Origin of the sequence: Oceanicella sp. SM1341 (assembly GCF_003448965.1) — a bacterium.
GTDB lineage: Bacteria > Pseudomonadota > Alphaproteobacteria > Rhodobacterales > Rhodobacteraceae > Paroceanicella.
Map to the genome: position 1 here is coordinate 1 of NZ_QRGC01000038.1, position 18,788 is coordinate 18,788.

18 protein-coding genes are annotated in these 18,788 nt (G+C 70.4%); 9 read left to right on the top strand and 9 right to left on the bottom strand.

Features of this window, described 5'->3' with window-relative positions; translation table 11 throughout:
* Nucleotides 1-704: electron transfer flavoprotein subunit alpha/FixB family protein (locus D3P35_RS23230; RefSeq protein ID WP_118138321.1), on the top strand; the 704-nt coding region annotated here is incomplete at its 5' end.
* 31 nt (nucleotides 705-735) lie between these two features.
* Here D3P35_RS23230 and D3P35_RS23235 read toward each other — a convergent pair.
* Nucleotides 736-1,743, bottom strand: coding sequence for a CaiB/BaiF CoA-transferase family protein (locus D3P35_RS23235; protein ID WP_118138322.1), 1,008 nt, complete (start codon nucleotides 1,741-1,743; stop codon nucleotides 736-738).
* A gap of 62 nt (nucleotides 1,744-1,805) precedes the next feature.
* Here D3P35_RS23235 and D3P35_RS23240 point away from each other — a divergent pair, with 62 nt between their 5' ends.
* From D3P35_RS23240 to D3P35_RS23270, 7 genes are all read left to right on the top strand, one after another.
* Nucleotides 1,806-2,222, top strand: a complete 417-nt coding sequence (locus D3P35_RS23240) for a Zn-ribbon domain-containing OB-fold protein (RefSeq protein ID WP_198670774.1) — start codon at nucleotides 1,806-1,808, stop codon at nucleotides 2,220-2,222.
* A complete protein-coding gene (locus D3P35_RS23245; RefSeq protein ID WP_118138324.1) occupies nucleotides 2,219-3,364 on the top strand; it encodes a hypothetical protein in 1,146 nt (381 codons plus the stop codon). The genes D3P35_RS23240 and D3P35_RS23245 overlap by 4 nt, the downstream gene beginning before the upstream one ends.
* 14 nt (nucleotides 3,365-3,378) lie before the next feature.
* Nucleotides 3,379-3,705, top strand: a complete 327-nt coding sequence (locus tag D3P35_RS23250) for a hypothetical protein (RefSeq protein ID WP_118138325.1) — start codon at nucleotides 3,379-3,381, stop codon at nucleotides 3,703-3,705.
* 82 nt (nucleotides 3,706-3,787) lie between these two features.
* Nucleotides 3,788-5,110 carry a Rieske 2Fe-2S domain-containing protein gene (locus D3P35_RS23255; RefSeq protein WP_118138326.1) on the top strand — a complete coding sequence of 441 codons (1,323 nt, stop codon included), beginning with the start codon at nucleotides 3,788-3,790 and terminating at the stop codon, nucleotides 5,108-5,110.
* A complete protein-coding gene (locus D3P35_RS23260) occupies nucleotides 5,107-6,333 on the top strand; it encodes a CaiB/BaiF CoA-transferase family protein (RefSeq protein WP_157982281.1) in 1,227 nt (408 codons plus the stop codon). Before D3P35_RS23255 ends, D3P35_RS23260 begins: the two co-directional genes overlap by 4 nt.
* The gene (locus D3P35_RS23265) at nucleotides 6,330-7,547 is read left to right on the top strand and encodes a CaiB/BaiF CoA-transferase family protein (protein ID WP_118138328.1); all 1,218 of its coding nucleotides are present in this window, start codon (nucleotides 6,330-6,332) and stop codon (nucleotides 7,545-7,547) included. Before D3P35_RS23260 ends, D3P35_RS23265 begins: the two co-directional genes overlap by 4 nt.
* Nucleotides 7,544-8,509, top strand: a complete 966-nt coding sequence (locus D3P35_RS23270) for a PDR/VanB family oxidoreductase (protein ID WP_118138329.1) — start codon at nucleotides 7,544-7,546, stop codon at nucleotides 8,507-8,509. Before D3P35_RS23265 ends, D3P35_RS23270 begins: the two co-directional genes overlap by 4 nt.
* 167 nt (nucleotides 8,510-8,676) lie before the next feature.
* Here the strand turns inward: D3P35_RS23270 and D3P35_RS23275 are convergent, their stop codons facing one another.
* The 4 genes from D3P35_RS23275 to D3P35_RS23290 form a co-directional block, all read right to left on the bottom strand.
* Nucleotides 8,677-9,726 carry a nitroreductase family protein gene (locus D3P35_RS23275; RefSeq protein ID WP_118138330.1) on the bottom strand — a complete coding sequence of 350 codons (1,050 nt, stop codon included), beginning with the start codon at nucleotides 9,724-9,726 and terminating at the stop codon, nucleotides 8,677-8,679.
* 11 nt (nucleotides 9,727-9,737) lie between these two features.
* A complete protein-coding gene (locus D3P35_RS23280; protein WP_118138331.1) occupies nucleotides 9,738-10,868 on the bottom strand; it encodes a CaiB/BaiF CoA-transferase family protein in 1,131 nt (376 codons plus the stop codon).
* Nucleotides 10,865-12,022, bottom strand: coding sequence for an acyl-CoA dehydrogenase family protein (locus tag D3P35_RS23285; RefSeq protein ID WP_118138332.1), 1,158 nt, complete (start codon nucleotides 12,020-12,022; stop codon nucleotides 10,865-10,867). The genes D3P35_RS23280 and D3P35_RS23285 overlap by 4 nt, the downstream gene beginning before the upstream one ends.
* 72 nt (nucleotides 12,023-12,094) lie before the next feature.
* A complete protein-coding gene (locus D3P35_RS23290; protein ID WP_118138333.1) occupies nucleotides 12,095-12,823 on the bottom strand; it encodes a FadR/GntR family transcriptional regulator in 729 nt (242 codons plus the stop codon).
* A gap of 107 nt (nucleotides 12,824-12,930) precedes the next feature.
* Here D3P35_RS23290 and D3P35_RS23295 point away from each other — a divergent pair, with 107 nt between their 5' ends.
* A complete protein-coding gene (locus tag D3P35_RS23295) occupies nucleotides 12,931-14,340 on the top strand; it encodes a hypothetical protein (protein ID WP_118138334.1) in 1,410 nt (469 codons plus the stop codon).
* A gap of 82 nt (nucleotides 14,341-14,422) precedes the next feature.
* Here D3P35_RS23295 and D3P35_RS23300 read toward each other — a convergent pair whose 3' ends face one another.
* The 4 genes from D3P35_RS23300 to D3P35_RS23315 form a co-directional block, all read right to left on the bottom strand.
* Nucleotides 14,423-15,532, bottom strand: coding sequence for a C4-dicarboxylate TRAP transporter substrate-binding protein (locus D3P35_RS23300; RefSeq protein WP_118138335.1), 1,110 nt, complete (start codon nucleotides 15,530-15,532; stop codon nucleotides 14,423-14,425).
* A gap of 42 nt (nucleotides 15,533-15,574) precedes the next feature.
* The gene (locus tag D3P35_RS23305) at nucleotides 15,575-16,882 is read right to left on the bottom strand and encodes a TRAP transporter large permease (protein WP_118138354.1); all 1,308 of its coding nucleotides are present in this window, start codon (nucleotides 16,880-16,882) and stop codon (nucleotides 15,575-15,577) included.
* Nucleotides 16,875-17,417 carry a TRAP transporter small permease gene (locus D3P35_RS23310; RefSeq protein WP_118138336.1) on the bottom strand — a complete coding sequence of 181 codons (543 nt, stop codon included), beginning with the start codon at nucleotides 17,415-17,417 and terminating at the stop codon, nucleotides 16,875-16,877. Before D3P35_RS23310 ends, D3P35_RS23305 begins: the two co-directional genes overlap by 8 nt.
* Before the next feature lie 78 nt (nucleotides 17,418-17,495).
* Nucleotides 17,496-18,224, bottom strand: a complete 729-nt coding sequence (locus D3P35_RS23315; RefSeq protein WP_118138337.1) for a FadR/GntR family transcriptional regulator — start codon at nucleotides 18,222-18,224, stop codon at nucleotides 17,496-17,498.
* Nucleotides 18,225-18,788: the final 564 nt, after the last annotated feature.

An 18,788-nucleotide genomic window follows, 5' to 3' on the forward strand; every position in this document is an offset into this window, starting at 1 on the left:
TCGTGGTCTCGCTCGCCGGCGGGTTCGGGCACATCGTGCTGCCGTCGACCGTCTCGGGCAAGAACGTGGCGCCGCGCATCGCCGCCCTGCTCGACGTGATGGTGATCACCGACGTGACCGGCGTGGTCGATGCCGAGACCTTCGAGCGTCCGATCTATGCCGGCAACGCCATCCAGACGGTGAAGAGCGCCGACGCCACCAAGGTGATGACGATTCGCACCGCCGCCTTCGACGCGGCCCCGGCCGGCGGCTCCGCCCCGGTGGAGGCAGCCTCCGCCGCCGCGGACCCGGCCCTCTCCGAATGGGTCGAGGACAAGGTGCAGGCCTCCGACCGGCCCGAGCTCACCTCCGCGAAGATCGTGGTCTCCGGCGGGCGCGGCATCGGCTCGGCCGAGAACTTCTCGATCATCGAGAAGGTGGCCGACAAGCTCGGCGCCGCCGTGGGCGCCTCCCGCGCCGCGGTCGACTCGGGCTATGCCCCGAACGACTGGCAGGTGGGCCAGACCGGCAAGGTCGTCGCACCCGAGCTCTACATCGCCGTGGGCATCTCCGGCGCCATCCAGCACCTCGCCGGCATGAAGGACAGCAAGGTGATCGTGGCGATCAACAAGGACGAGGAAGCCCCGATCTTCCAGATCGCCGACTACGGGCTGGTGGCCGACCTGTTCACCGCCGTCCCGGAGCTCGAAAAAGCCCTCGGCTGACGCCCCGCCCCGGCGGCGGCGGCGGCCCGCCTCAGCCCTCGCGTGCGACGATGATCGGCGCGGGCCGGGGGCGGGAAACCTCCCCCACTTGCTCGAAGTAGCACCCCACCTGCGGGTGGGCCGCCGCCTCCGCCGGAGTGAGCACGGGGCAGACACAAGCATCCACCCCCTCGAAGGCGTCGATCCAGGCCGCGCGGCTGCGGGAGCGGAAACGTTCCGCCAGGAGGCCGATCTGTTCGGGCCAGCTCTCACGCTGCCACTGTTGCGCGAGCAGCTCCGGGCTCAGCTCCAGCGCGGCCAGGGCGGCGCGCCAGAACTGCGGCTCCACCGCCGCCACCGACATCCACCCCCCGTCGGCACAGTCGTAGACCCGGTAGAAGGGCGCGCCGCCGTCCAGCGCGTTGGCCTCGCGCTCCGGGGCCCAGCCGCCTGCCGCGAGGCGGCCGTGCACGAAGGTGGCGAGGTGGTTGGTGCCATGAACCATCGCCGCGTCGATCACCGCACCGCGGCCGGTGGCCCGCGCGCCATGCAGCGCGCAGAGCAGCCCGAAGGCGAGGTACATGCCGCCGCCGCCGAAATCCGACACGAGGTTGAGCGGCGGCGCCGGCGGCCGGTCGCGGTAGCCCATGAGCGAGAGCATGCCGCTCATGGCCAGGAAGTTGAGGTCGTGCCCGGCCAGGCCCGCCATGGGGCCCTCTTGACCCCAGCCGGTCATCCGCCCGTAGACCAGCCGGGGGTTTGCCGCGAAGGCCGCCTCGGGCCCGAGCCCCAGGGCCTCCATCCGCCCGGGGCGGAACCCCTCGATCAAGAGGTCCGCCGTGCCGATCAGCTCCAGCGCGCGCGCCCGCCCCGCGTCGGACTTCAGATCCAGCGCCAGCCGCTCCCGCCCCCGGTCCAGCCAGGGTGAGGGCGGCCCGGGCTGCTCCCGCGCGATCTGGATCACCCGCGCGCCCATGTCCGACAGGCACATGGCCGCGAAGGGCGCCGGGCCCAGGCCACGGAACTCCACGATGGTCACGTCTTGCAGTGGTGCGGGCATCTCGGCCTCCCTATTGATCTAATGGTCAGTCCATTATATTCATTCGACAGATGACGCAAACAATGGATTCGACCTTGGACCGCCCGCTCCCCGTCACCACGCTCGAAACCGAGCCCTTCTGGGAGGGCGCCCGCGCCGGACGCCTGGTGCTGATGCGCTGCGCGGAATGCGGGCGGCTGGCGCCGCCGCTGGCGCCGCGCTGCCCGGCCTGCCTGTCGGCCGCGCGGGCGCCGCAGACCTGTTCGGGCCGGGTGAGCCTGCGCGGGCGCACGGTGCTGCACCTGCCGGCCCTGCCGGGGCATCCGCCGCCGCTGGTGGTGGTGGAATGCGCGGTGGCAGAGGAGCCCGCGGTGATGCTCGTGGCGCTCGACCCCGAGGGCATCAGCGAGAGGCTCCCGCCGGGTGCTGCGCTGCGCCTGGGCTTCGCGACGGAGGCGAACGGCCAGGCCTATGCCGTGGTGGCGGGGGCCGGGGCATGAGCGGCGGCATCGTCATCGCCGGTTTCGGATGCTCCGGGATCACCCGCCGCAGCCGGCGCGGCATCGCCGCCTTCGCGCTCGACGCGGCCCTCGCCGCGCTGCAGGACGCGCGACTGGACCGCGCGGAGATCGACGGCTACGTCGGCGCGCCCTTCGCCACCAACGCCGGCTCCCCCCACGCAGAATGCGGCGACGAGATCTCGCTGAAATCGGTGGCGGGGATGATGGGGCTGCGCCTGGCCTGGGGGGCCGATCTCTACCGCCGCTACCCCACCGACATGGTGGCCGCCGCGGCGCATGCGCTCGCCGCGGGCACCTGCCGCCACGTGCTGGGCCTGCGGGCGATGTACGTGGCGCCGGGGCTCGACTACGCGACCGGCAACGGCGCCGCGCAGGCCTTCGGCGCCGACCAGATGACCAAACCTTATGCCTACACCATCGCCGGCGCGCGCTTCGCCGCCCGGGCCTGGGCCTACATGGCCCGGCACGGCGCGGGGCGCGAGGAGCTCTTCGCCGTGGTCGACCTCGCCCGTCGCAACGCCGCGCGCAACCCCGACGCCATCTGGCGCGACCGCCCGCTGGACCGCGAGAGCTACCTGCAGGCCCGCCCGGTGGCCGAGCCGCACGGGCTGTTCGACTGCGACATGCCGGTTTGCGGCGCGCAGGCCTTCGTGATGTGCCGCGCGGCGGACCTACCGGCCGGGGCCAGCCCGGCCTGGCTCACCGGCTGGAGCGGTTTCGGCCGCCCGGAAGCACTGTGGCAGATGAGCGGCCGCAGCCCGGCCGACCTCGCCTCGGCCCAGCTCTACGACGGGTTTTCCTCGATGGTCTGGGAGTGGCTGGACGGCTTCGGCATCACCCCCCCGGGCGGCGCGCCGGCCTTCATCCGCGACGGCTGCGCCGAGCCGGACGGCCGGCTGCCGCTCAACACCTTCGGCGGCGCGCTGGGGGAGGGGCGGCTGCACGGCATGGGCCACCTGCGCGAAGCCTACCTGCAGGCCACCGGCCGGGCCGGCCCGCGCCAGGTCCGGCCCGGCCCGGCGCTGGTCCAGGTCGGGCCCTACGACGATTCCTCCTTCGTGCTGCTGGAGCCGGACGCGCCTCGCGGCACCGCCCGTCGCACCGCCCGCAGCACCGGATGAGAACGGAGACCGCGATGAACGTCAGAGACTACCTGTCCATCCCCTACATCCTGCAGGCCCGGCCCGTGGAGCGCGACGGCCGCTGGACCCGCCGGCTGCGCTACCCCGAGCTGGGCGCGTTCGCGGCCGAGCACGAGGACGTGGAGCAGGCCCTGCTCGAGCTCGAGCGGCTGCGCATCGGCGAGGTGATGCGCCGGCTGCGCGCCGGCGACCCGCCGCCGGTGCCCCGCCCGCCGCTGGCCACCACCGACCAGGGCTGGTGGGCGCGCCATCTCGGCCTGGGCGCGCTGGTCGAGGGCCAGCTCGACCGCCCGGCGGAGGAGCTCGCGGGAGAGCAGTGAACACTCCGGGCCCCTGGGGGCCCGCCGGGAAAGTTCCGGGCCCCGGGGGCCCGATGGCAGAGTTTTGCGAAGGAGACATGCGATGTTGCCTCAGAAGGACAACGAGACGCTGGTGCGGGTCGGCCCCGGCACCACGATGGGCGGCCTGATGCGCCTGTACTGGATCCCGTTCATGGCCTCGGTGGACCTGGAGAAGGATGGCCAGCCCCAGACCGTGCGCCTGCTGGGCGAGACCCTCATCGCCTTTCGCGACAGCGCGGGGCGGGTCGGGCTGGTCGACCACATCTGCCCGCACCGCGGCGCCCCGCTCGCCTTCGGGCGCAACGAGGATTGCGGGCTGCGCTGCGTCTACCACGGCTGGAAATTCGACGTGGACGGCAACGTGGCCGACATGCCGGCCGAGCCGGTGCGCTCGCGCCTGAAGGACCGGGTCAAGATCAAGTCCTACCCCTGCCAGGAACGCAACGGCGTGGTCTGGACCTACATGGGCGACGCACCGGAGGACAGCCGCCCGCCGCTGCCGAACCTGGAATGGAACCTCGTGCCCGAGGAGAACGTGGTGCTCACCTTCCGGGTGCAGGAATGCAACTGGCTGCAGGCGCTGGAGGGCGAGATCGACAGCGCCCATGCCCCGATCCTGCACGGGCGCATCGATTCCGGCGGCTCGATCGACCAGTGGGTGGCCAAGCGCGACCTGCGCCCGACCTTCGAATGCATGCGCCAGGATTTCGGCATGTCCATCGCCTCGCGCCGGGTGCTGGACGACGACACGCTGTACTGGCGGGTGAACCAGTATGTGATGCCCTTCTACTCGATGGTGCCGCCGCAGTCGAACTACCCGGAGCTCTCGGGCCATGCCTGGGTGCCGATCGACGACGAGAACACCCTGTGCATCATGTTCTCGTACCACCCCTCGGAGCCGATGTACGAGAAGAGCCGCGAGATCTTCCTGAACGGCCACAGGGGCCGCGAGACCGGGCACGCCAGCGTGAACGCCTACGAGGACAAGGGCGCCCTGGTGCCCTACGGCCGCTACATCACCCGCTACCGCCGGGACACCGGCTACCACTTCGACCATGACCTGCAGCAGACCACCTGGTTTTCCGGCCTGCCCGGGCTCTGGGTTCAGGACGCGGCCTGCCAGTCCGGGGTGATGCGGGTCTACGACCGCTCGCGCGAGCACCTGTGCACCTCCGACACCGGCATCGCCATGACCCGGCGCGTGCTGCTGGAAGTGGCGCATGCCTACGAGGAGAGCGGCGTGAAGCCCGAGCGCTTCGCCGACCCCGACCTCTACATGGTCCGCGCCATCTCGATGAAGCTCCCCAGGGAGGAGGCCTGGGCGGATGCCGGCAAGCTGCCGATGACCGCACGGCTGGGCGAAGGCTTCGGGTACGAGCTGTGAGCGCGCAGCCCAGGGCCCTGGAGGGCATCCGCGTGCTGGAGATCTCCGCCCTCGCCGGGGCGGTGGCCGGGCGGGTGCTGGCCGACCTCGGCGCCGAGGTGGTCAAGATCGAGCCGGAGGGCGGCGAGCCCTTCCGCCGCGCCCTTCCGCGCGTGCCCACGCATGACGGGGAGGAGAGCGCCGCCTGGCTCGCCTTCAACCACGGCAAGCGCAGCGTCACGCTCGACCTCGCGCGCCCGGAGGGCCGCGACGGCTTCGCCCGGCTGAGCGCCACCGCCGATATCGTGGTCTGCGACTGGGAGCGGCTCGACCTCGACACGATGGACGCGCTCGCCGGCCTGGCACGCGCCGCGAACCCGGGCCTCGTCTGGACCGAGATCCTGCCCTTCGGGCGCGGCGGCCCCTTCGAGCGCTATGCCGCCACCGACACCACGCTGCAGGCGCTTGGCGGGCATCTCTACCTCAACGGCGACGTGGATCGCGCCCCGGTCCGCATCAGCCTGCCCGTGGGGTTGATCCAGGGCGGGGCGGAGGCGGCCTCGGCCGCGCTGATGGCGCTCTGGCACCGGATGCGCGGCGGCGAGGGCCAGCGCGTGGATGTCTCGGTGCAGGAGTGCATCATCTGGACGCTGCTCAACTCCACCATGGCCTGGCAGATCCTCGGCCTCAACGAGATGCGCGGCGGCGCCATCCGCAAGGAGCGGGCAAACCGCTTCTTCACCCGGCTGGTCTGGGAGACGCGCGACGGCTACATCTTCTTCGGCCCGGTGGGCGGAGGGGGCGGGGCCGCGCGGCTCAAGTCCTACGAGGCCCTGCTCGCCTGGATGGCCGAGGACGGCATCACCGACGACATCCTCACCCGGCACGACTGGAACGGCGACGGCCAGTTCTTCATCCCGCAGGCGGATTACGACACGGTCACCGCCGTCATCATGCGCTTCATCGCAACGAAGAGCACGGAGGCGCTGATGGAGCGCGCGGTGCGCGAGCGCATCCTGCTCGCGCCGATCTCCTCGGTGAGCGGGGTGTTCACGAACCCGCAGTTCCGCGCCCGCGGCCTGTTCGTGCCGCTGCACGACCCCGGGCGCGGGCTGGAGGTGGAGCTGCCCGGCCGCTGGGCGCATCTCTCGGCCACGCCGCTGCGCCGGCCCGCGCCCGCGCCCCGCCCCGGAGCCGACAGCGCCGCCCTCCTCGAACGACTTACCGAAAGGAACACCGCATGAGCCCCGATACGTCGCGGGCCGCGCCTGCCGGCCTTTTCGACGGCCTGAAGGTGGCCGATTTCACCTGGGCGGCCGCCGGCCCGATCGTCACCAAGCAGCTCGCCGACAACGGCGCCACCGTGGTGAAGGTGGAAAGCTTCCGCCACCCGGATTCCATCCGCCTCGGCGGCCCGTTCATCGACGACAAGCCCGGTATCAACCGCTCCGGCTTCTTCGCCGACTTCCACTCCTCCAAGCTCGGCATGGCGGTGGACATGAGCCACCCCGGCGCGCTGGAGATCATCCGGCCGCTCATCGAATGGGCGGATGTGGTGGCCGAGAGCTTCCGCCCCGGCGTGATGGCTAAATGGGGGCTGGACTATGACAGCCTGCGCGCCATCAACCCGGGCATCGTGATGCTCTCCTCCTCGCTCTACGGCGCGGACGGCCCCTGGGCCCGCCACCCCGGCTACGGCGCGCAGGGCCAGGCCCTGGCCGGGCTGCACGCCATGACCGGCTGGCCCGACCGCCCGCCCGCCATGCCCAAGGGCGCCTATTCGGACAGCGTCTCGCCGCGCTACGCGCTCGCCGCGCTGGTCGCGGCGCTGATCCACCGCGAACGCACCGGCGAGGGTCAGCACGTGGAGCTCAGCCAGATCGAAGCCACCACGCAATTGCTCGCCCCCGAACTGCTGCTGTTTCAGGCGACCGGTGAGGAAGCGACGCGCAGCGGCAACCGAAAGCCCGGCACCATCGTTCACGGCGTCTATCCTTGCGCGGGTGAGGAGCGCTGGATCGCGCTTGAAGCGGGATCGGAGGCCGAATGGGACGGGCTGTGCGCCGTGCTGGAGGCGGAAGAGCTGCTCGCTGCCGCCCGCGCCGCCGGCGAAGACGCGCTCGACGCCGCCCTGGCCGGGCTGACCGCCCCGCGCGAGCCCTTCGCCCTGATGACCGCCTGCCGCGCGGCCGGAGTGCCGGCCGGCGTGGCCAACAAGGCCTCCGACCTGCTGGAGGACGACGTTCTGGCCGCACGCGAACATTTCTGGCCACTGCATCACGAGGAGATGGGCACGCTGAGCTACAACGGCCCGGCCTACCGCTTCGAGAAAACACCGAGCCGGCTGCGCACGGCCTCTCCCCGGCTGGGCGAGCACACCGGGCAGGTGATGACCGAAATCCTGGGCTTCGCAGAGGCGGATATTGCCCGCTTCCGCGCGGAGGGGCTGCTGCAATGACCGACACCGAAATTCCCGTGCGCGTGAAGCAGATGCGCCATGAGGCGGACACCGTCGTCTCGGTGGAGTTCGAGACCCTCGACGGCTCCGACCTGCCACAGGCCGCTCCCGGCGCGCACGTCGACGTTGTCCTGAACGACGGCCTGCGCCGCAGCTACAGCCTCACGCGTGAGATCACCGGCGGCGCGCGCTGCACCGTCGCCGTGCACCGCGCGCCCGACAGCAAGGGCGGGTCGGCCCATGTGCACGACATCCTGCGGGTGGGAGACCGGATCGCGTTGTCGCGGCCGCGCAACAACTTCCCCCTCGCCGGGGGGGCCGAAGCCTCGGTCTTCGTGGCCGGCGGCATCGGCATCACCCCGATCCTTGCGATGCTGCGCCATCTCACCCGGAACGGTCGGCCCTGGGAGCTGCATTACGCCGCCCGTCGGCGCGGTGCGGCCGCCTTCCGGGCCGAGATCACCGATCTTGCCGCAGCCGCCGGCGGTAATGCCACCGTCACCTGGCATTTCGACGACGAGCAGGGCGGCGCGCTCATCAACATCCCGGCCATCCTCGCGGCGCATCCGGGGGCGCATGTCTACTGTTGCGGCCCCGAGCCGATGCTGGTCGCGTTCGAGGACGCCACCGCCGGGCTGCCCCGCGACCGGGTGCATGTGGAGCGCTTCTCCGCCGCCGAGGAGGCAGCACGCGACGGCGGGTTCGAGCTGGTGCTGCAGCGCTCCGGCAAGACCCTGCAGGTGGAGCCGGGCCAGACCATCCTCGACGTGCTGATCGCCAACAAGGTGCCGGTGTCCTTCTCCTGCATGGAGGGCGCCTGCGGCACCTGCGAGACCCGGGTCATCGAGGGTCGGCCGGACCACCGCGACGCCATCCTCACCGAGGAGGAGCGTGCCCGCAACGACACCATGATGGTGTGCTGCTCAGGCTCACGCAGCGATCGGCTGGTGCTCGACCTCTGAGCGCGCGGGCCATGCGCGGGCTGTGGCACAGAGTGCATCACATCGGCAGACCAGGCCCGGAGTGCACTGCGGGAAGCCCGTTCGATCGCAGGCTCGCCGGGGCTGCGGCAGAGCGCACCCGGGGGAGCCTCCTTCAAGACCAGGCAAGCTCCCCCTGTCCTGCCGGGTCAGGCACGATCACGGCCCGGAGGCGGGCGGGTGCCTGCCAGCGGCGGGTTCAGGCTCAGGGCCTCGTCCACCGGCAGGCGCGCCGAGCGGCAGAGTTTCAGCCGCTCCGGAAGCCAGCCGAAGCCGATAAGCACGATGACGAGATGCTGGTCTCCCAGCCCGATCTCGGCGCGCAGGGCAGCGTCGGTGCGCCGGTCCACCGACCAGTTCAGCATGCAGGTGCCCAGGCCCTCGGCATGCAGCCCGTGCAGCAGCGACATGGCGAAGAGCCCGCCATCCACCCGGGCCTGCGCGTGCTCGCCGGAATGCTCCCAGTGTCGCAGGTCGCTGGCCACCACCGCGATGCCGGCCAGCTCGTGGCCGAAGGTGCGGTTTCCGGACTGGTGGCGCCGCACCCGGCTCACCATCCCGGGATCGGTCCAGACCAGCGCGCGGCAGGTCTGGCGGTTGCAGCTCGACGGCGCGTGCTGCGCCGCGGCGACCGCGCGGCGGATCACCGCCTCCGGCACCTCTCCCGGCGCAAAGCTGCGCACCGAGCGGCGTGACCGCGCGAAACGCAGGTAATCGATGGCGGACCCCTGCCGGATCGCCTGCCCCGTGGTCTCCTCCACGCCGCCCTCCGCGCCCGGGTCGGGTGAGCCGGCCTCCAGCGCCGCCGACACCTCGCCCGGCAGCGCCGTCGCGGCGTTGAACCCGGCCCAGGCCTGCAGCGTGCGCAGGCCGATGCCGGCCACCTCCGCCGGCGCGTCGCCCGTGCGCAGGTCCTGCGCCAGCCGCGCCGCCCGGGCGATGCCGAAGCCCGGCCGGGCCCGGCTCAGCGCCATGCCGTATTCCAGGAAATGCGCGTCCGCCAGCATGCGTGCCGTGCGGCTCGGGCCGGAGGCGACCCCGTGCATCCAGGCATGGCGGCGGAAGCGCAGCGCATCGTGCAGCACATTGTCCCAGAAGCGGAGCTCCGATGTCAGCCGGCCGGCCAGCCTGCGCAGCGGCCCGGCAGGGCGAGCGACCGCCCGGCCGGCCTCCGCACCCGGGGCCGGCGCGCGCGCCATGCTTCCCCCGCTCATTCCGCGGCCGGGCGCAGGGGTCCGAGCATCTCCGCCGTGGCCTCGCCCAGCTCCGGGATCCGCCGGCGGACATGCGCCGCGGTGAGCGACATGCGAAACGGCGGGTTCGGGGCCTCGAAGCTGCCGGCGGCATCCTCCACCTGCCCCATGATCCCGCGCGCCCGCGCCGCCGGGTCTGCCAGCGCCTCGGCCACGGTGCGGTAGCGCGAGCAGGGCACGCCCGCCTCCAGGAACAGCCGCTCGCACTCCTCCGCGCTGCGCAGCGCGGTCCACTCCTCCATCCGGGCCATGATCTCGGCCCAGTTCGCCTCCCGCCCGGCGGGCGTGCGGAAGCGCGGGTCCGCGCCCCAGTCGGGGGTGCCGAGCAGCGTCACCATCGCGGCGAAGTTCTTCGCCGAGAGCGGCACCACCATCACGAAGCCGTCGGCCGCCCTGAGCGGCGTGTAGACATGCCGCTTGCGGGCCTGGGGGAACTGCGCCTCCTGACATTCGTAGACCATCATCGAGACCAAGCTGTCGACCAGCGCCACGTCCACGAGCTGCCCCCGCCCCTGCCGCTCGCGCTCCAGCAGCGCTGTCTGGATCGCGCCCCAGGCATAGACCCCTGCCAGCACGTCGGCATAGAACATGCCGGTGGGCGCCGGCCTGTCTGCCCCGGGCTGGAAGGCCATCAGCGCCAGGTCCAGCCCGGAGGCTGCGTGGATCATCGGGGCATAGGCCGGGCGCCCGGCCGCCTCCCCCTCCTGGCCGAAGCCGGAGATGGCGCAGTAGATCAGCCGGTCGTTCGCCGCAGAGAGCGCCTCCCAGCCGAGCCCGAGCCGGGCCATCACCCCGGGGCGGAAATTCTCCACCACCACGTCGGCCCGGGCGGCCAGCGCGAAGGCATCGCGCCGGCCGGCCTCGGTCTTGAGGTCCAGCACCACGCTGCGCTTGCCGGCGTTGAGGGTGCCGAAATAGGTGGAGCAACCGTCGCGCAGCGGCGGGCGGCCGCGCATCGCGTCGCCCTCCGGTGCCTCCACCTTGATCACCTCCGCGCCCGTGTCGGCCAGCAGGCGGGTGCAGAACGGCCCCGCCATCACCTGGCTGAAATCGACGACACGGACCGGCGCTTCCCCCGCCCCGGTCATTGCTTCAGCAGGGCCCGGGCGATGATCAGGCGCTGGATCTGGTTGGTGCCCTCGTAGATCTGGCACACTTTCGCGTCGCGCATCATCCGCTCCACCGGGTGGTCCTGCAGGTAGCCCGCGCCGCCGAACACCTGCACCGCGTCCGTGGTCACCTTCATCGCCATGTCGGAGGCGAAGGTCTTGACCATCGAGGCCATGGCCGGCACCCGCGGATCGTCGGGCCGGCTGTCGATGAGGGCGGTCACGTTGTAAAGCAGGGCGCGGGCGGCCTCGATCTGGATCGCCATGTCGGCGAGCATCGCCTGAACGAGCTGGAACTGGCCGATCGGCTTGCCGAACTGGGTGCGCTCCTTCGCATAGGCGAGCGAGGCGTCGAGCGCGCCCTGCGCGAGCCCCACGGAAGCGGCGGCCACGGTGGGGCGGTTCATGTTCAGAACCCCCATGGCATTGCGGAACCCCTGCCCCTCGGCGCCCACCATGTTCCCGGCCGGCACGCGCACGTCCTCGAAGAACAGGTCGCAGTTGCGGATGCCGCGCAGGCCCATCTTCTTCGGGCTGCCGCCGATCTTCAGGCCGGGGCTGTCCATCGGCACGATGAAGGAGGAGATGCCGTCATGGCCCCGGCCCTCCGAGGTGCGGGCGAAGAGCAGGATGTACTTCGCCTGGTCGGCCTTGGTGATGAACACCTTCTGGCCGTTGATCACGTAATCGTCGCCCTCGCGCCGCGCGGAGGTGCGGATGTCGGAGACATCGGAGCCGGTGTGCGGCTCGGTGAGCCCGATGCAGGTCAGCGTGCGGCCCTCGGCGATCTCGGGCAGGTAGCGGGCGCGCTGCTCCTCGGTGCCGTAATGCACCAGCGGCAGCGCCATCGCGATCGAGGTGGCCCCCACGAGATGCGACACCGCAAAGGAGGCGCGCGAGACCTCCTCCTTGGCGATGCAGGCCATGGTCGTGGTGCCGCCCGGCCCGCCATAGGCCTCCGGCACCATGATCTGGATGAGGCCCATGTCGCCGAAAACCGGCACCAGGGAATGGGGCATGTCATCGTCGCGGTCGATCCGGGCCGCGATGGGCGCGACCTCCTTCTCGACCATGCGCCGCACCATGTCCCGGAACATCACGAGATCTTCGTCGACAGTCGCTGCATCGAGCATGTCGGGGTCCTCCCATTTCCATGATTATGGAAATGGTTTATTGGACCTACCATTAAGAGTCAACTGTCGCGATCAGCGCCGCCAGAGGTGCTTGTGCACCCGGCGGAGATGCGCTCCGAGCTCGGCCTTCGCCTCTTCGAAGCGCCCGGCGGCCAAGTGGTCGAGAAACGCCCGGCGCGACTGGAGAAGCTGCTGCGCATCCATGTCCTGCACCCGGTAGCGCAGGAAAGTCTGCACCAGCCCGGTCTGCGCATCGACGGTGAACACCAGCGCGCTGTTGCCGGTGAGCGAGGCGACATCGTGGTAGAACTCCCGCGCCAGCTGCACCCGCCGCGGCGAATCGCCGGAGGTCACGGCAGCCTCCGTCTCGGCCAGGTTGTTGCGCAGCGCGCCGAGATCCGGCGCCGCCGGCAGATCGCGCACCACATCCAGCATCATGCCCAGCATCAGTTCGCGCGCTTTGAGCAGATCATCCAGGCTGATGGCGTTCAGCGTCAGCAGGTCGTTGAAGGCCTGGCTGATCAGCGCCGGGCTACCCTGCTCGATGAAGGCGCCGCCATGCGCGCCCTTGCGGGTGCTCAGCAATCCGGCGTTTTCCAGGATGCGCAACGCCTCGCGCACCACGTTGCGGCTCACGTTCAGGTGCTGGGCGAGGTCACGCTCGGCCGGCAGCTTGTCACCCGGGCCCAGCTCGCCGCTCGCCAGCTTGTCGCGGATCTGCTGCACCACGATCTCGAAGGTGCGCCCGCCGCGCACCGGGGTGAAGGCCACGGCCGGCCGGCCGGGGGATCTCTGTGTCATGACCTTTTCCGTTCCACCCGGTCCGGCCGCACGCCAAGCACACGCGTCATGGACATGATCCGCCGAATGGGTTTTGGTATCACCAATAGATTTTCGGAGGGCATGGCATGCCCCGTGACGGCATCATAGACACCCCGCCCCCGGAGGGCGACCTCCCATCTCGCGCCTCGGCGCTGGCGCTGCTGGGCGGCACGGCGCTGACCGTGATCGACCTGCTCACCGGCGCGCATGCCGCGGCGCTGGCCGCGCTGGGGCTTGTGCTGCTGCACGTGCTGCTGCGCTGGCGGATACTGCGCACGAACGCCCGCAGCATGCTGGGGCTGGCGGCGGTTCTGGCGACCGGCTTTGCCGCCACGGGCGGCACCCGGGAAGAGCTAGCGCTCGCCGCCAGCCGGGCGCTCTACCTGCCGGCCCTGCTGGCGGTGATGACCCTGCTGCGCGTCGCCGCCCGGCGCTCCGCACGCCTCGGCGTGGCGGCACGCTGCGTGACCGACCAGCCGCCGGGCCGCCGCTTCGCGCTGCTGGCGGCAGGGGCTCACCTGTTCGGCATCCTGCTCAACGTGGGCGGCTTCCAGCTCCTGCTGCGGACCGCGCTGGAGCAGCGCGCCGGGGGCGATGGGCCGGCGGCCCGGATCCGCAGCCGGCGGATCACCGCCGCGGTGATGTGCGGCTTCGGCGCTACGCTGATGTGGTCGCCGCTGGGGGTGGCCATGAACCTGCTGATCCCGGTGATGCCGGAACTGGACTGGCTGGACTTCGCGCCTTTCGGCCTGGCGATGGTGGCCGGTTTCGTCGGGCTGGGCTGGCTGTTCGACCGGGCCGGGCCACGGCCGCGCAGCCAGCCGCGGCAGGCACCGCCGCCGGGCGCCGCGGGGGCGCTCCTGTCGCTGGTGCTGCTGCTGCTGGCCATCACCGGCAGCGCTGCGCTGTGCGAGCGGTTGCTGGGCGTGCCCATCCGCGCCGCGGTGCTGCTGGTGATACCGCCCGCCGCCCTCGTTTGGGTGCTGATCACCGAGCCCGGCCCCGGGCGGCGAAACCTCGCCTCGGTGTCAGCCGCGGCCTTCCGGGCGCTGCCCGAGTCGGTCAACGAAATCTGCCTCATCGGCGCCACCGGCTTCCTGGGCCTGATCGTGGCCGCCGCGCTGCCGGCAGACGCGGTGCGGGGGGTGGTGAGCTGGCTCGGCCTCGGGCCCGGCCCGCTCAGCGCCCTGGTGGTGGCCGGCATGGTGCTGGCCTCGCTCGCCGGCCTCTCGCCGATGATCAGCGGCACGGCGCTGGCCGGAGCCATCGTCGGCGCCGGCATCGACATGCCCCAGCCGATGCTCATGGTCGCCACCCTCACCGGCTGGACCGGCGCGATGATGCTCTCCCCCGTAACCGCCACCGTGGCCATCGCCGCCGCGGCCACCGGGCAGAGCGCCGCCACCGTGGGGTTACGATGGAATGGCCGATTCACCTTCACCTATGTTGCGCTGCTGGTGCTGATCCTGCTGGCCTGGGGCACCCTCCTGCCCTGAGCGGGCGGCTGGCCCTCCGACGGAAACGGGCGGCCGCGAGAAATCGGCCGCCCGTCATGTCACGCGTCCGTGCCGCACGGTGTCAGAGATCGACCTTGCTGTAGATCTCCTCCCAGAGCACGCGGGCCAGTGCCTCCGGATCGCCCTTCACCTGTTCCTGCGAAATCACCTGCCAGCGCTTGAGGTTCTCCAGGTACGCCTTTGCGATTGCCTCCGGGTCGGTCGCGTTGCGGGCGGCGGCGGCCTCCACGATGCCGGGCAGCGCCTCGGCATTGATCGTGTCCAGCGCCTCGCGGATCTCGGGCACGGAGTCGTTGAACTTCACCTTGTCCTCGTACTGCGCGCGCACCTCGTTGTCGTCGGCCATGTAGCCCAGAATCGTGGCGCGGGCGACGATGCCCGGCATCTCCTTCAGCACCACCTGGCGGTCCTCCTCCGACAGCCCCTCCCAGGAATCGACGTTCCAGGTAACCAGGCCCAGCCCGCCCAGCACGCCCAGCGGCTCGCCCAGAACCGAGCCGATCACCTCGCCCAGCGAGTACTGGCGCAGCCAGGCAATGGGCCCGACGACGCAGTCGAGCTGCCCGCGCTCGAGCGCCTCGTACATGTCACCCGCGCTCATGTTCACCGGAGTGCCGCCGAGCGCCTCGGCGGTCCGCGCCATCGCGCCCGAGCCGCCGCGCATCCTGAGCCCGCGGAGGTCGGCCATGCTGGTTACGTCGTTGCGGCACAGCAGCCGGTAGGGTGTGGGCACGTGGCCCCCGAGAAACACCAGGTTATTGTCGGTGAAGTCCTTCTGGCACTGGGGGCAGTCCAGCAACTGGGTTTCCAGCGCCGCGCCGGCCACTGCCACCGGGTCGGCCCCGTAGGGCATCATGTCGGAGATCACCACCGAGTTGGGCAGCTCGGAGGGCGCGTAGACCGGGATCACGAAGCCCAGGTCCGCGATGCCGTCGCGCACGCCGGCCAGCATGTCGGCGCCGCCCAGGAGCTGGCCGCCGGCCAGCAGGTTGATCTCCACCTCGCCATCGGTCTCCTCGGCGATGCGATCGAAGGCGGGTTGCAGGGCTATCGTGTTGTTCGCGGCCTGGGGCGGCACGAAGGTGGCGTAATTGTAGCTGTCGGCGAAAGCAGGCAGGGCGCAGGCCAGCGCCCCGAGCAGGCATGTGCCTTTGAGAATGGCTTTCTTCATGGGTTCCTCCTCAGTTTCGGTCTTGTTCTTGCGGCGCCCGCCTCAATGCATGAGGCCGGGCAGGTAGAGCGCGATCTGCGGGAAAATCACCAGCAGCACCACGACAAGCAGCTCGCAGATCAGGAACCAGGTGATGCCGCGAAAGATGGACGTGAGCTGCACCTGGTCTCCCAGCACTGTCTTGATGGTGTAGACGGACAGGCCCACCGGGGGTGTGATGAGGCCGATCTCGACGAACTTGATGGTCAGGATGCCGAACCAGATCAGGTCGAAACCGCTGTGCTGGATCATCGGCAACAGCACCGGCAGCGCGATCAGCATCAGCCCGATCGGGTCCAGGAACATGCCCAGGAACAGGAATATCAGCCCGCAGAACAGCACCACGTAATAGCCTTCCAGCCCGGCGGCGCCGAAATAGTCGACGACGAAGTTCGGCAGACCGGACAGCGCGATGAACCGCGACAGCAGCACCGCCCCGATGGACACGAAGAAGATCACCGCCGTGCCGTGGATGGTGTCGACCAGGCTGTCGACGAACACCCGCCAGTTCAGCCGCCGGGTGAGCGCGGCGATGGCGAGGGCGAAGAAGGCGCCGAGCGCCCCCGCCTCCGTAGCGGTGACCAGCCCGCCGTAGAGCCCGCCGATCACCCCCAGGATCAGCAGCGGCATGGGCCAGACCTCGGCCAGCACCGCGAAGCGCTCGCGCCAGCTCGGGCGGATGTCCACCCGCGGCGCGAGCTCCGGGCTGGCGAGGCAACGCAGCCAGATCATCACCGCGTAGATGCCGGCCGTGAGGATGCCGGGCAGGATGCCGGCGATCATCAGCCGCCCGATGGAGGACTCGGAGAAGGTGCCGTAGAGGATCATCAGGATCGACGGCGGGATCAGCGAGCCCAGGGTGCCGGCGGCAGCCACCACGCCGGTGGCGAGGCCGGGGTCGTAGCGGTAGCGCAACATCTCCGGCACCGCGATCCGCCCCATGGCCGAGGCGGTGGCCACCGACGAGCCGGAGGCGGCGGCGAAGCCCGCGCAGGCGAAGTTCGAGGCGATGGCGAGCCCGCCCGGCAGCCGGCACAACCACAGCCGGGCCGCCGCGTAGAGCGAGCTCACGATGCCGGCGCGAAACGCCACCGCCCCCATCAGCAGGAACATCGGGATGGCGGTAAGCGACCAGTGCGCGGTGAACTGGTAGGGAATGGTGCGCAGCGACCCCAGCGCCGGGCGCTCGCCCAGCAGAGCCCATATCCCCACCACCGAGACGCTGGTGAGCGCGATGGCGATGGGCACCCGGAGCGCGAGCAGCACCAGGATACCGCCGAGGCCGGTCAGGCCGATCGCGACATCAGACATGAGCACCGCCCGCGTCGCCACCCTCGCCCGTGTCGCCCGCCAGGACTCTGCGCAAGGTGACGAAGGCCTGTACGCTGCAGATCAGCGTCATCGTGCCCATGGAAAAAGGCACGAGCCAGCGGGTGGGCCACACCGGGATCATGCCGGTGCCGGCCTCGACCATGGCCATGTTGCGGGTCTGGCGCAGCGCCTCCTCCACCGACACCCAGGTGAACACCACCAGCAGCGCGATGGAGAACAGAAGCACGCCGGTATCGAGAATGCGGCGGCGCCGAGGCGACAGGCCCGCGGTGAACAGTTCCACCTGTATGTGCCCGCCATGCGCCTGCGCCACCGGTATCGCGAGGAACACCGCCGCGACCATATACCAGTAGGAGACGATCTCCAGCGTGCCCGAGAACGGCGCGTGAAACACTTCCCGCATGACGATGTCGGCAACCACGTGCAGCAGCATCGCCAATATGGCGACACCAGAAATGAACATGTTAACCTTCGTCAGGGCGGCAACGACCTGCGTTGGCCCGTCATTGCGCATTTGCACTTCCTCCCCAGCAAAGCGATAGACAGGCCAATTAATGGCCTAACCATTACAATCGCGCAAGGGAGTCTCTGTTCACGGCCCTGTGGTGATGTCCTTTCGGGACAGCATGTAGGCATGCAGCCGGTCCATGTGCGCCACCATCTCGTCGATGGCCGCCACCGCATTGCGCTCACGCAGGTGCCGTACGACCAGGGTGCGGGAGGCGGCCACGTCCCAGCTCCGGTCCACACCGATCTTCTTGATGTAGAAGGCCAGAGGTTCCGTCACCGCGGCCATCAGGATTTCCATGGCCTTGTTCCTCGTGGCCCGGGAAAGCAGCAGGTAGAACTCCACCGTCAACGCTGTGCGGTCCTCGATCTGCTCGGGGTTGGTCATCTGCCGGGTCTGTTCGATATTGGCCTCGAGGGCGGCGAAATCCTCCTCCGTTCCGCGTGCACAGGCGAGTTGGATGACCTCCCGCTGCAGGCAGGTGCGCGCCTCGGTGTAGTCGTCGAGCGACAGGCCGCCGAGCGCGAGCAGGTCGGTGATCGTCTGGGTGATGGGGCGCGTGTCGCCGCGCATCACCACCGCACCGCCTTTCACGCCCTTCTGCAGCGTCAATACCCCACCGATCTCCAGCGTGCGAAAGGCTTCGCGGATCGTGGCCCGGCTCACGCGGAGCTGTTCGGCAAGCTCGCGCTCCGCCGGAAGCTTGTCCCCGGCGGACAGGCGCCCGGAGCGAATCTCTGCCCTGATTTGCTCGCATACCTCCTCGAAGGCCCGTTTCGTCCGCACGGGCTTGAAGCCAAGGCGCGTTTCCATACTGCACTCCAGAAATAGAAAGACCTGACCATTTACCTCGATTGTGAGGAAAAGGCCAAGGCTACGCGGATACGCCGTCCGGCATCTGTCCGCTGGACGCGGGAGGCGAGCTGCTTCACCCCCGAGACCCGGACCGTTTCAAGCAGGACGTTCGGTCACGTTTCCCTGTTTGGCGAGGAGCAGCATCGCACAAAGTCATCGACCGGAGGCGGATCTGAGAAGGCTGCTCACGCGGCACAGCGACGGTGGATTCCCGGGCGCTGAAGTCGGGCTTTTTCCCCCAATTTCCCGGTGGCGAAACCTCAGCTGTGTACGGCGGCAGCGGACCGCGGGCCCTGAAATCCCGAGGCCCCCGGGGTGCGCGGAGGTCTCCCGCGGCCAATCGGGGCATGTCGCTTCAACGCTGGCACCACCCTGCCCCGCTCCGATGGCCTGAACGGCTTCGCCGAAACAACAACAACAACCTCATCTTCAACCCCGGTGCGGGCCCGGATACTGCAGAGCACCGGGGCGCGAATAACCCCCGATGCCAAACCTCCCGGGAAGGACCCGGCGAGATCGGCC